This window comes from Delftia sp. ASV31 (assembly GCF_016428765.1).
Classification (GTDB): domain Bacteria; phylum Pseudomonadota; class Gammaproteobacteria; order Burkholderiales; family Burkholderiaceae_C; genus Comamonas; species Comamonas acidovorans.
This window is the reverse complement of record NZ_JAELTK010000044.1, coordinates 1-11765: the sequence shown is the minus strand read 5'-3', so window position 1 is coordinate 11765 and position 11765 is coordinate 1. Positions and strand designations below refer to the sequence as shown.

Here is an 11765-nt window from a genome sequence, read left to right as displayed (position 1 = left end):
TTCATCTTGGGGCGGCCCGGCGATGAAAAATGGCCCCCACGCTCCCCCTGCTGCGCCAGGTCCGCTGCCCCCCGAGGGGGCTGCTTTTCATCTTGGGGCGGCCCGGCGATGAAAAATGGCCCCCATGCTCCCCCTGCTGCGCAAGGTCCGCTGCCCCCCGAGGGGGCTGCTTTTCATCTTGGGGCGGCCCGGCGATGAGAAATGGCCCCCACGCTCCCCCTGCTGCGCAAGGTCCGCTGCCCCCCGAGGGGGCCGCTTTTCATCTTGGGGCGGCCCGGCGATGAAAAAGGCCCGCAGCTTTCGCTGCGGGCCTTGTCTGCCGGGCCAAAGCCGTCAGGCCTTGGGAAGCGTCACGCCCACCTGGCCCTGGTACTTGCCGCCACGGTCGCGGTAGCTGACCTCGCAGACATCGTCGGGATCGCTCTCGAAGAACAGCACCTGGGCGCAGCCCTCGCCGGCATAGATGCGGGCGGGCAGCGGCGTGGTGTTGGAGAACTCCAGCGTCACATAGCCTTCCCATTCGGGCTCGAAGGGGGTGACGTTGACGATGATGCCGCAGCGCGCGTAGGTGCTCTTGCCCAGGCAGATGGTCAGCACGTTGCGCGGGATGCGGAAGTACTCGACCGTGCGCGCCAGCGCGAAGCTGTTGGGCGGGATGATGCAGCTGTCGCCCTCGAAATCGACGAAGCTTTTTTCATCGAAGTTCTTGGGGTCCACCACGGTGCTGTGGATGTTGGTGAACACCTTGAATTCGGGTGCGCAGCGGATGTCGTAGCCATAGCTGCTGGTGCCGTAGCTGATGATCTTGCGGCCATCGACGTTGCGAACCTGGGCCGGCTCGAAAGGCTCGATCATGCCGTGATCCTCGGCCATGCGACGGATCCACTTGTCGCTCTTGATGCTCATGGCAATTCCTCGTTCCCTAGCTGCACTTGTCAGGCGCCAGCACCCGGCCGGGCACTGGCGCAAAGGCGCTATTTTGCTTGAGAAACGACGGTGCGCTCGATCAGGCGGTCATCGCCCAGGATGATCATGGCGAACAGCAGCTCGTCCAGGCTCTCGGCCTGGCGGGTCTTGCGCTCGAGCAGCGGCGTGCAGGCCGGGTTGATGACCACGAAGTCGGCCTCGCAGCCCGGCTGCAGATTGCCCACCTGGCCCGCCAGGCCCAGGGCGCGCGCCGCGCCCGCCGTGTGCTGCCACCACAGGTTGCCGGGCGACAGGCTCAGGCCCTGCTTGGTCTGGCCCTCGCGGCCCGCCACGTAGGCGGCCTGCATGGTGCGGAAGGGGCTGAAGCTCATGCCGCCGCCCACGTCGCTGGCCAGGCCGTAGAGGAACTGCGCGGCATCGGCCCGCGCAAAGTCGAAGAAGCCGCTGCCCAGGAACAGGTTGCTGGTGGGGCTGACGGCCGCAGCGGTGCTGCGTTCACGCATCAGGGCGCGGTCTTCATCGTCCAGGTGGATGCAGTGCGCGTAGACGGCGCGCTCGCGCATCAGGCCGAAGTCGTCGTAGACCGACAGATAGCTGCGGGCCTTCGGAAAGAGTTCGGCCACCCAGCGCACTTCGTCCAGGTTCTCGGCCACATGGGACTGGATCCAGACATCGGCGTAGCGCGCGGCCAGCTCGCCCGCGCCGCGCAGCTGCTCGTGCGTGCTGGTGGGCGCAAAGCGCGGCGTGATGGCGTAGCCCAGGCGGTCCACGCCATGCCAGCGCTGGATAAGGGTCTCGGTATCGATCAGGCTTTGCTCGGTCTGGTCGCGCACGCCGTCGGGGCTGTGGCGGTCCTGCAGGACCTTGCCCGTGATCATGCGCATGCCGCGCGCCTGCGACGCGCCCATGAGCGCATCGACCGAACCCGGGTGCGAGGTGGCAAAGGCCAGCGCCGTGGTCACGCCGTTGCGCTGCAGCTCGTCCAGGAAGAACTCGGCCACGCTGTCGGCATGGGCGCGTTCGCAAAAGGCCGACTCGTGCGGAAAGGTGTATTTCTCCAGCCAGGGCAGCAGGCCGGCGGCGGGCGCGCCGATCACATCGGTCTGCGGATAGTGGATGTGCAGGTCGATGAAGCCCGGCGCGAGGATGCGGCCCGGCAGATGGGTGACTTCGGCGCCCGGCTGTCCGGTGAACTGCGCCTGCAGCGCCTGCCAGCTGCCGGCGGCGACGACGCGCTGCTGCCCCCTGTCATCCGGGGCGACGGCCAGCAGGCCGTCTTCGTCGTAGAGCGCCTGGCCATCGTCGGCAAAACGCAGCAATGAGGAACGGTAGATTTGCATGCCGCCAAGCTTAGCGGGCGGACAGGCAGATGCCATATCCGCAGCGCTATAGGCGCCATCGGCAGGCGCCATCCTAGGGTTTACGCCAGGACCGGACGCCCCACGGGCCGCATCACTTGGGCAGGGTGGCCTGCACGCCTTCCACCAGCCAGTTCATCTGCAGGATCTGCGCATCGTCCAGCTGCTTGCCGGCTGGAATGCGCACCTGGCCCTGGTTGTCGCGCACCGGCTGGTCGCCGGCCTTGAAGGGCTGCAGACGGCCCTGGGCCATGTCCTTTTGGCGCTGCAGCACTTCCTCGCGCACGGCAGGCGGCAGCCTGGGGCCGAAGCCCTCCACGCGGATCATGCCCTCGCGCACGCCGCCCCAGGTGTCCTGGCTCTTCCAGCGGCCGTCCAGCACCGCTTTGGCGCGCGCCGTGTAGTAGTCGCCCCACTGGTGGGTGACGGCCAGCAACTGGGCGTCGGGCCCGTCCTTGCGCATGTCGGAGTGGTAGGCAATCGCCATGCGGCCGCGCTCCTGGGCGGCCTGCATCACGGCGGTGGATGCGACCTGGAAGGACACCACGTCCACGCCGCCGTTGAACAGCGCCATGGCCGCATCGCGCTCGCGCGGCGGGTCGAACCAGGTATCCAGCCAGACCACCTTGACCGTGGCCTTGGGATTGACAGAACGCATGCCCAGCGTGAAGGCGTTGATGCCCTGCAGCACCTCGGGAATCGGAAAGCCGACCACGAAGCCGGCCACGCCCGTCTTGCTGGCACGGCCTGCGGCAATGCCCGACAGATAGCGGCCCTCGTAGTAGCGAGCGTTCGAGGTGGCCACGTTGTCGGCACGCTTGAAGCCCGTGACCGACTCGAACTTCACCTGCGGGAAGTCGCGCGCCACGCGCATCACGGACTCGGTGTAGCCGAAGCTGGTGGTGAAGATCAGCTGGTTGCCCGAGGCGGCCAGGTCGCGCAGCACGCGCTCGGCGTCGGGGCCCTCGGGCACGCTGTCCACCGCACGGGTCTGCACGCGCGGACCCAGGGCCGCCTGCAATGCGCGCCGTCCCTCGTCGTGCTGGCGCGTCCAGCCGGCGTCGAGCACGGGCGTCAGATAGACGAAGGCGGCCTTGAGGGGCGCGGAACCTGCGGGGGATGAAGGGGCGGGATGGCCTTGGGACAAGGCCGTGGATACAAGACTTGCGGCCGCGACTGCGGCTGCGAGGTTTTTGTACATGGTGTTCCTCTACATGGCCCGGAAATGAAAACGCACCGGCCATGGGCAGCGGCCGGTGCGGGGCGCGATTATAGGCAGCGGCCCTGAGGGCTGCCTGGGCCTGCGCTTATGGCCTCCATAAGGGACAGCAGATACCGTCCACTAGCGCGCAGAACCAGCGCGGGTACTTAAAAGTGCATAACACGCTCTAAGATCGCCAGCAAATTCCAACCCCAAGCAACCACCAAGGAGTACAGGACCATGCCGATGTTCGTCGATACCTCGCCCCCGGGGCAGTGCCTTTTTTGCCGCCTCGTGGCGGGCGAGATCCCGTCCGCCAAGGTGTTCGAGGACGAGCAGACCATCGCCTTCATGGACATCGGCCAGGTCAACCCCGGCCATGTGCTGGTGGCCAGCAAGCGCCATGCCGTGACCCTGCTGGACCTCACGCCCGACGAGGCCGGCGCCGTGATGCGCACGGCCCAGCGCGTGGCGCAGGCAGTGCAGGCGGCGTTCGACCCCGATGGCATCAGCCTGTTCCAGGCCAATGGCGCGGCGGGCGGGCAGACCGTCTTCCACTTCCACCTGCATGTGCTGCCGCGCCACGAGGGCGACGGCGTGGGCCTGGGCTGGCCGCGCAAGGAGCCCGGCATGCAGGCGCTGCAGGACCATGCCGAGCGCCTCAGGCAGGCGCTGGCCTGAACGGACTCAGGCCAGGGCGGCGTAGCGGGCGAACACGGCCTCCAGCTGGCGCATCCAGTGGGCGCGCTGCTGGGGTGTGACGAAGCTGGCGTCAAAACTGTTGACCGCCAGCTGCCAGGCCTGCTGCGAGTTCATGCCGGTGGCGGCGAACAGCTGCAGGTAGTTCTCGTTCACGTAGCCGCCGAAATAGGCCGGATCATCGGAGTTGACCGTGACCTTGAGCCCTGCCTCCAAGAGCTGGGGCAGGTTGTGCTGGGCCAGGTTGGACACCACGCACAGCTTGAGGTTGGACAGCGGGCACACGGTCAACGGCACGCCGTCGCGCACCAGGCGCTGCATCAGGGCCTCGTCGCGCGCGGCCTGCACGCCATGGTCTATGCGCTCGGAATGCAGCACGTCCAGCGCGCCCCAGATATAGGCGGGAGGCCCCTCCTCGCCCGCATGCGCGACCAGGTGCAGGCCCAGCTCGCGGCAGCGGGCGAACACGCGGGCGAACTTCTCGGGAGGGTTGCCGACCTCGCTGCTGTCCAGCCCCACGCCGATGAAGCGGTCGCGCAGCGGCAGCGCGGCCTCCAGCGTGGCGAAGGCGTCCTCTTCGCTGAGGTGGCGCAGAAAGCTCAGGATCAGCGCCGACGAGATGCCCTGCTCTATCTCCGCATCGCGGCAGGCGCGGTACAGGCCGTTGATCACGGTCTCCATGCCCACGCCGCGCTGGGTGTGGGTCTGGGGGTCGAAGAAGATCTCGGCATGGACCACGTTGTCCTGCGCGGCGCGCGTCAGGTAGGCGCGGCCCATGTCGTAGAAATCCTGCTCGTACAGCAGCACGCTGGCGCCGGCGTAGTAGATGTCCAGAAAGCTTTGCAGGTCGGTGAAGGCATAGGCGCGGCGCAGGTCTTCCACGCTGGCGTAGGGCAGCTTCACGCCGTTGCGCTGGGCCAGGGCGAAGATCAGCTCGGGCTCCAGCGAGCCTTCGATGTGCATGTGCAGCTCGGCCTTGGGCATGGCCTGGAGCAATTGGGGCAGATGCGCGGCATCCACGGCGGGTACGGTGTGCATCAGCAGACTCCGAAGGTGATGCCGCTGGCCCGGAGGTAGCGGCGGTAGGCGGACGACATGCGGTCGGCCGCAGAGTGCATTTCGGCGCGCGGGTCCAGCGGCAGGCACTTGGGCTGCTGCGACTCCAGCACGGGCTGGTCCTGGCAGAAGATGGTGTGCTGGAATTCCTGCAGCTGTGCGTCGGGCGAGTCGAAGTCTGCCACGGCCAGCCGGAACCAGACGCGGCTGGTCTCGGGCGTGAGGGGGCAGATGAACAGGGCGATGGACTCGCGCCAGCCGGCCCGGGTGGTGCCGGACTCGGGCAGCTTGGTCAGCACGGCGGCATAGGGCGCCGTCACTTCGTAGGTGTATTCGACCTCGGCCGCGCTGGTGGAGTGCAGGTTGGACTGCGGCTGCACGGCCTTGCAGCCCGTGGCCAGCACGCCCGTGGCCGTGGTCTCCACGGCATAGGCTTCGATGGCCATGGCATCGCGGCTGCCCAGCCAGCCTTCGTGGACAAAGCCGAAGTGCGACATGTCCAGGAAGTTCTCGATGATGCGCGGCGCGCTGGCGGCCACATCGTAGGGGCCGCAGTTGAGCTTGCGCAGGTGCGCGTCCGCCTCGGCTTCAAAGGCAGGAAGGGCCGCCAGGGCCGGAACAGCCGAGAGCTCCTCGCCCGTGGCCAGCCGCACCCAGACCAGGCCGTAGGCTTCCTGTGCCTCGAAGGCCTTCACGCATTGCGAGGGCGGGGGCGTGAAGCTGGGCAGGGCCGGCACCTTGACGCACTGGCCGCTGTCGGCGAACTGCCAGCCGTGGTAGGGGCATTCAAGGTGGCCGTTCTCGACACGGCCCATGGACAGGCGTGCGCCACGGTGCGGGCAGCGGTCCACGAAGACGCGGACCAGGCCTTGCGGATCGCGCCACAGCACCAGGGGCTGGTCCAGCAGTTGCACGCCCAGCGGCGCATCGACAACTTCGTGGGCCTGGGCCACGGGATGCCAGAGGGAGTTTTCGATCATGGGGGGAATCTCTTGCTGTCTGTCTGTGCCGCGGCGGCGGGCAGGCCGCGGCTGGGAGCGAGCATAAACCCACTCGATGCGCAGCACAGGTACGGTACAGGTACACCTGTGCGGCGCATGAACGCCAAGGCCGCCCGAAGGCGGCCCTGGCGGCAACGGGCAGCCCGGCCTGCGCCGGGCGGCCTGGCGTCTTGCTTACTTGCTGTCCTGGCCCGGCACCTTGCCTTCCACGCCCTTGACGTAGAAGTTGATGCCCGTGAGGAACTTGTCCTCGGCCACGGCGTCGGCAGCCAGCAGTTCCTTGCCGTCCTGGCCTGCGATCGGGCCCTTCCAGATGTGGAAGGTGCCGTCCTTCAGGCCCTTCTTGACCTCTTCGATCTTCGCCTTGGCTTCGGCGGGCACGTCATCGGCCAGCGAGACGATGTCGATCGCGCCTTCCTTCACGCCCCACCAGGTCTGCTGGCTGCTCCACTTGCCGTCCAGCATCTCGCGAACGGTCTTGGTGTAGTAGGGCGTCCAGTTGATGATGGCCGAGCCCAGGTGGGCCTTGGGGCCGTAGGCCGTCATGTCGGAGTCCCAGCCGAAGGCGCGCTTGCCCTTTTCCTCGGCCGTCTTGAGCACGGCAGCGGAGTCGGTGTTCTGGAACAGGATGTCGGCGCCGCCGTTGATCAGCGAAGTCGCAGCCTCGGTTTCCTTCGGGGGGGCGAACCACTCGTTGACCCAGACCACCTTGGTCTTGATCTTGGGGTTCATGGACTGCGCGCCCAGCGTGAAGCTGTTGATGTTGCGCAGCACTTCGGGAATCGGCACGGAGCCGACCACGCCCAGCACGTTGGACTTGGTCATGGAGCCCGCGATGATGCCGGCCAGGTAGGCGCCTTCGTAGGTGCGGCTGTCGTAGGTGCTGACGTTGGCGGCAGTCTTGTAGCCGGTGGCGTGCTCGAACTTCACATCGGGGAAGTCGGGAGCGATCTTCTGGATGGGTTCCATGTAGCCGAAGGTGGTGCCGAAGACCAGCTTGTTGCCGTTGGCGGCCATGTCGCGCAGCACGCGCTCGGCGTCGGCGCCCTCGGGCACGCTCTCCACATAGGAGGTCTTGATCTTGTCGCCGAATTCCTTCTCCAGTGCCAGGCGGCCCTGGTCGTGGGCAAAGGTGTAGCCGCCGTCACCGACGGGGCCCACGTAGGCGAAGGCGATCTTCAAAGGCTCGGTTGCAGCGGCAGCAGGGGCCTCGGCAACGGGAGCGGGCGCAGGCGCGGCCTCCTCCTTCTTGCCACAGCCGGCCAGCGCGGCGGCGGCCACGGCCGACAGCGCTGCCACCTTGATCAGGGAGCGTTTGTGAAGATCAGTCATCGAAGTTTCCTCAAGTGGTCCTGCGGCAGGCAGGAAGAAGGCAGGTCTGCAGGGCGCAGGCCCGCCGCGATGGGTCCAGAGAATAAAGCAAGAATGACGCCAGCCGGCCTGTTCATGGGCTGCGTGCTCCTGGAAAACGACATTTTCCGGGATGCGCACGGAATCGGTGCATGAACAGGCCGCCAGCGCCGGCCCTCAGGAACTGCCCAGCATCGCCACCAGGCGCTCCACCGCACGGCGGTGCCCGGTCTCCAGCGCGGCAGGATCGGCGGGATCGAACACCGCGAGGCCGATGCGCGGGGGAATGCCGGTGACCTCGAAGGCCACGCCGGCACCATCGCGGTAGATCTCGTTGGACAGGGACACGAAGAAGTTGCCCGGCAAGGGCTTGACCAGGGAGTTGGACAGTGATCCTGCCGTTGGCTGGCCCACCTGGGTCACCTGGGGCAGCGCCCGCATCATCAGCGTGAAGGTCTCGGCAGCGCTGACGGTCAGATCGCTGGTCAGCACATGCACGGGCCTGGCATAGGTCTGGCTGCCCCTGGGCTCGACATACCAGCTTTGTTCGCTGCGGCCCTGCGGGCGATGCGCCTGCTTGGTGAAGCCCAGCACGCGCTGCCGCGTGAAACTGCCCGCCATCTCGGCGCTGACCTGGTCGAGTCCGCCCAGGGTGTTGAGCGACACATCGACTATCAGCGCGCGCGTGTCCGCCAGCGCGGCCAGCGCGCGGTCCATCTCTGCCCGCGCCGCGGCCATGTCCTTGTGCGCATCGAAGGGGCTGGAAAACTCGCCCATGCTGCCGATCTCGATGTAGCCCACATTGCCCGGCAACCGGCCCCAGACCATGGTTCCTCCGAGCACGGGGCCGCTGCCACCCTGCAGGCGGGATGCCAGGTCCTCACGGACCCGCGCCTTCCACAGCTCCTGGAAAACCAGGAAGTCCTTGACCTCGGTCTGTGCCTCGAAGGCCTGGCGCAGGCGCTTGGTGGTGGGCTTGTTGCCCCCCAGGAAGGCATAGCTCAGCGCGCCATCGTGCGAGCGGATCAGGGCGGTATGCACGTCGTTGAAGTCCTTCAGCGCCTCGCTCATCACGGCCTGCAGGGCATCGTCGTTGGCGGCAGCGGCCGCCCGGGGTGCCAGGCGGCTGGTGATCTGCGGCCAGTCGATGTTGCGTTCCTTGAGAAAGGCGTAGTCCAGGGCAATCACATCGCTCAGGGCCTTGAAGGTGGTGGCAGGGTCGGTCGCCGGCGCATTGCGGCAGGCCGAAGGCACGCTGCCCAGGCGCTCCAGGGAGTAGGTGGCAGGAAAGCCCGGCAGCTCGAACAGCTCGGCACGGATGCCATGCAGATTGGCCGTGGTGCGGTAGCTGTATTCCTTGAACTGCTCCACCGTGCCGCCTGCAGCACCGGCCTGGGGGTAGCACAGGGCTCCGGCCTCCTGGTAGCGCGCCACGGAATTCGACTTGAACTCCATCAGCGTGCCTTCTCCCAGGATGCGCCATACGCCCTCCAGGTCGCCGGACGTGCGGCCATCCACCACGACCTGGCCGCTGCGCTCCGACAGAATCTTGGAGTCGCCGCCGCCGCAGGCCGCCAGCAGCAGGGATGACAGGGCCGCGGCAAGCAGCCAGCGGGGTTGGGTGGGAGCGGGAACTCGAACGTGCATGAAACGCCTCCGTACAATGAATGAAGAGGTCCGCACTGTCGGCGGCGGGCCTGAAGAAAGCCGGACGGCCGCCTGAAGGAATCCTGAAGACCCTGTCTGGGAAAATCCGGCATTGCCCCCACCGGCCCCGCGCCCTGCCCCATGAAGCTATTGCTGGTTGAAGACGATCTGGACCTTGGCAACGGGGTGCGCCTGGCGCTGCAGGACCAGCGCTTCGATGTCACCTGGGTTCGCCGCATCGCCGAGGCCCGCCCCCTGCTGGACCAGGGCGCCTGCGACCTGCTGGTGCCGGATCTGGGCCTTCCCGATGGCGACGGACTGTCGCTGCTGGCGCGCGTGCGGCGTGAACGCAAGGACCTGCCCATCCTGATCCTCACGGCGCGGGACGGGCTGGACGACCGCCTGCGCGGGCTCGACGGCGGAGCCGATGACTACGTGGTCAAGCCCTTTGCGCTGGCCGAGCTGCTGTCGCGCATCCGCGCGCTCAGGCGCCGCAGCCTGGGCACGGAAGAGCAGGTCTTCGACGTGCGCGGACTGGTGCTGAACGAACGCAGCCGGCGTGTCAGCGTCTTCGGCCGCGAGATCGATCTGTCGCCCAGCGAATTCGCCCTGCTGGCCGCCCTGATCCGCCGCCCCGACCAGGTGTTCAGCCGCCACATGCTCGAAGAGGAGGTGCTGCCGGGCAGCGGGCGCTATGCGAGCAACAGCCTGGAGGTGCACATCTCCAGCCTGCGGCGGCAGATCGGCGAAGGCTATGTGCGCACGGTGCGCGGCGTCGGCTATGTGCTGGACCGCCAGCCCTATGAAGGCAGGCGGCGATGAAGGCGGCAGCCTGCCTGCGCCGCGCCTGGCGCGCAGGGGCCGAGCCCAGCCTGATCCGGCGCCTGGTGCTTGCCCAGGCCGTGGTGCTGGTCGTGGTGTGGATCGCCCTCGGCGCGCTGCTGATGGTGGAGTTCCAGAGCGATGCCTCGGAGCTGGACCCGTTGCGCCACGACGCGGTGCTGGCGGTTGCCGGCCCCCTGCTGGACCGCCCTGCCGCGCTGCAGGAAGCCCTCGCCCGCATCGACCTGGCCCGAAGAACCGAAGGGCAGTTGCCCGACCAGCCGCGCTGGCGCGTGAACATGATGGTGTGGCACGGACCGCAGTTGCTGTTTGCCTCGCCCGGCCTTTCCGCCCCCATCGTGCAAACCGCCACGGATCGCATCGAGACAGTCACGGCGGCCGGGGAACGCTGGCGCGCCATGACGCGCTCGGACGCCTCGGGCCAGTTGCGCGTGACGCTGGCCATCTCCAATGAGCCCGGGCGCGGCATGCTCACGCTGGCCTCCAGCAGCCTGCTGGTGCTGCCCCTGCTGATCAGCGCGCCGCTGCTGGTTTTTCCGGCATGGGCCGCCGTGTGGCTTGCGCTCAGGCCCTGGCGGCGCCTCAGTGCCGAAATCGCGCGCCGTGGCATGGGCGACCTTGCGCCGCTGGGTTTTCAGCCGCGCCACCGCGAGCTCAAGCCCCTGGCCCACTCTGTCAACCGCCTGCTGCAGAGCGTCAGGGACGGGCTGGCCAGGGAGCGCAGCTTCATCGCCGATGCCGCCCATGAACTGCGCACACCCGTGGCCGCCATCCGCGTGCATGCGGAAGCCCTGAACAACCTGCCTTTGCCGGCAGGGCTGGACAACCGCCTGGGCGCACGCCTGGATGCGCTGGTCGGCTGCAGCGCACGCGCGTCCCGCCTGGTGGACCAGATGCTGGCACTGATGCGGGCCGACGCCGGGCCCTCCGCGCCGGGCATGCAATCGCTGGAGATCGACAGGCTGCTGCAGCAGCGCCTGGGTTGTCTGGCGGGCCTGGCCCGTGAGCGCGGCGTGGAACTTGATCTGGACGCCGAAGGCCCGCTGCCGCTGTGGGCCGAACGCCAGGCAATGGAATCCCTGATCGACAACCTGGTGGACAACGCCATCAAGTACAGCCCGCCAGGCGGCCTGGTGCGCGTGCGCGCGCGCCGGGATGCGGCCACGCAGGCGATGGTGCTCGAAGTCATGGATGAGGGACCGGGCATTGCGCCGGCCTGGCGCAGCCGTGTATTCGACCGCTTTTTCCGCGCGCCCGACCAGGCGGTGGCGGGCAGCGGGCTGGGCCTGGCCATCGTGGCGGCCGTGGTGCGCCAGCATGGGGGGAGCATCGTCTGCGATGACGCGGACGATGGCCCCGGACTGTGCATGCGCGTCAGCTTCCCCGGCGGGACTGCCCCGCACTAGACAAGCCGCCGCGCATGCGGCGCCTGCGCTTACTTGGCGCCCGGCACCTTGCCTTCGACGCCGTTGACGAAGAAGTTGATGCTGGTCATGAAGCCCAGATCGCCGACCTGGCCTGCCGTCAGCACTTCCTTGCCGGTGTTGTCCTTGATGGGGCCGGTCCAGACGGCGAAGCTGCCGTCCTTCAAGCCGTCGCGTGCCTTGGCGACCTTGTCCTTGATGTCCTGGGGCACGTCGTCGGCGATCTTCACGAGGTCGATGGCGCCTTCCTTCACGCCCC

10 protein-coding genes and 1 pseudogene are annotated in these 11765 nt (G+C 67.8%); 3 read left to right on the top strand and 8 right to left on the bottom strand.

Going from position 1 to position 11765, the window contains the following annotated elements; translation table 11 throughout:
* Positions 1-333: 333 nt before the first annotated feature.
* From dcd to JHD82_RS16540, 3 genes are all read right to left on the bottom strand, one after another.
* The gene (gene dcd, locus JHD82_RS16550) at positions 334-906 is read right to left on the bottom strand and encodes a dCTP deaminase (protein ID WP_013803686.1); all 573 of its coding nucleotides are present in this window, start codon (positions 904-906) and stop codon (positions 334-336) included.
* Positions 907-974: 68 nt separating this feature from the next.
* Positions 975-2267 (bottom strand): guanine deaminase, encoded by a 1293-nt coding sequence (gene guaD, locus JHD82_RS16545; protein WP_013803687.1) that lies wholly within the window; start codon positions 2265-2267, stop codon positions 975-977.
* Positions 2268-2379: 112 nt separating this feature from the next.
* Positions 2380-3486: a BMP family ABC transporter substrate-binding protein gene (locus tag JHD82_RS16540; RefSeq protein WP_199137556.1), complete on the bottom strand. Its 1107-nt coding sequence runs from the start codon at positions 3484-3486 to the stop codon at positions 2380-2382.
* Between the two features lie 240 nt (positions 3487-3726).
* Between JHD82_RS16540 and JHD82_RS16535 the strand changes: the two genes are divergently transcribed.
* Positions 3727-4167 (top strand): HIT family protein, encoded by a 441-nt coding sequence (locus JHD82_RS16535; protein ID WP_199137554.1) that lies wholly within the window; start codon positions 3727-3729, stop codon positions 4165-4167.
* Between the two features lie 6 nt (positions 4168-4173).
* On the opposite strand, the gene JHD82_RS16530 is transcribed toward JHD82_RS16535, so the two are convergent.
* From JHD82_RS16530 to JHD82_RS16515, 4 genes are all read right to left on the bottom strand, one after another.
* Entirely contained in the window at positions 4174-5223 is a 1050-nt protein-coding gene (locus tag JHD82_RS16530) for an adenosine deaminase (RefSeq protein WP_199137552.1), read from the bottom strand.
* Complete coding sequence (locus JHD82_RS16525; protein ID WP_199137550.1) at positions 5223-6221, bottom strand: aromatic ring-hydroxylating dioxygenase subunit alpha; 999 nt, start codon at positions 6219-6221, stop codon at positions 5223-5225. Before JHD82_RS16525 ends, JHD82_RS16530 begins: the two co-directional genes overlap by 1 nt.
* A gap of 195 nt (positions 6222-6416) precedes the next feature.
* Complete coding sequence (locus JHD82_RS16520) at positions 6417-7574, bottom strand: BMP family ABC transporter substrate-binding protein (protein ID WP_012204065.1); 1158 nt, start codon at positions 7572-7574, stop codon at positions 6417-6419.
* Between the two features lie 195 nt (positions 7575-7769).
* Positions 7770-9239 (bottom strand): S41 family peptidase, encoded by a 1470-nt coding sequence (locus JHD82_RS16515; RefSeq protein ID WP_199137548.1) that lies wholly within the window; start codon positions 9237-9239, stop codon positions 7770-7772.
* 141 nt (positions 9240-9380) lie between these two features.
* Between JHD82_RS16515 and JHD82_RS16510 the strand changes: the two genes are divergently transcribed.
* Both JHD82_RS16510 and JHD82_RS16505 read left to right on the top strand, forming a co-directional pair.
* On the top strand, positions 9381-10061 hold the full coding sequence (locus JHD82_RS16510) for a response regulator (protein ID WP_199137546.1): 681 nt from the start codon (positions 9381-9383) through the stop codon (positions 10059-10061).
* Positions 10058-11488, top strand: a complete 1431-nt coding sequence (locus tag JHD82_RS16505; RefSeq protein ID WP_199137544.1) for a HAMP domain-containing sensor histidine kinase — start codon at positions 10058-10060, stop codon at positions 11486-11488. Before JHD82_RS16510 ends, JHD82_RS16505 begins: the two co-directional genes overlap by 4 nt.
* A 29-nt stretch (positions 11489-11517) precedes the next feature.
* On the opposite strand, the pseudogene JHD82_RS16500 reads toward JHD82_RS16505, so the two are convergent.
* Positions 11518-11765, bottom strand: a pseudogene (locus tag JHD82_RS16500) (BMP family ABC transporter substrate-binding protein); the annotation flags it as partial.

What these genes read in the sequence shown, in the direction of transcription:
- guaD (WP_013803687.1), bottom strand. Translation starts at nt 2,267, where the DNA reads ATGCAAATCTACCGTTCCTCATTGCTGCGTTTTGCCGACGATGGCCAG.
- JHD82_RS16525 (WP_199137550.1), bottom strand. Translation starts at nt 6,221, where the DNA reads ATGATCGAAAACTCCCTCTGGCATCCCGTGGCCCAGGCCCACGAAGTT.
- JHD82_RS16530 (WP_199137552.1), bottom strand. Translation starts at nt 5,223, where the DNA reads ATGCACACCGTACCCGCCGTGGATGCCGCGCATCTGCCCCAATTGCTC.
- JHD82_RS16510 (WP_199137546.1), top strand. Translation starts at nt 9,381, where the DNA reads ATGAAGCTATTGCTGGTTGAAGACGATCTGGACCTTGGCAACGGGGTG.
- JHD82_RS16515 (WP_199137548.1), bottom strand. Translation starts at nt 9,239, where the DNA reads ATGCACGTTCGAGTTCCCGCTCCCACCCAACCCCGCTGGCTGCTTGCC.
- dcd (WP_013803686.1), bottom strand. Translation starts at nt 906, where the DNA reads ATGAGCATCAAGAGCGACAAGTGGATCCGTCGCATGGCCGAGGATCAC.
- JHD82_RS16520 (WP_012204065.1), bottom strand. Translation starts at nt 7,574, where the DNA reads ATGACTGATCTTCACAAACGCTCCCTGATCAAGGTGGCAGCGCTGTCG.
- JHD82_RS16535 (WP_199137554.1), top strand. Translation starts at nt 3,727, where the DNA reads ATGCCGATGTTCGTCGATACCTCGCCCCCGGGGCAGTGCCTTTTTTGC.
- JHD82_RS16540 (WP_199137556.1), bottom strand. Translation starts at nt 3,486, where the DNA reads ATGTACAAAAACCTCGCAGCCGCAGTCGCGGCCGCAAGTCTTGTATCC.
- JHD82_RS16505 (WP_199137544.1), top strand. Translation starts at nt 10,058, where the DNA reads ATGAAGGCGGCAGCCTGCCTGCGCCGCGCCTGGCGCGCAGGGGCCGAG.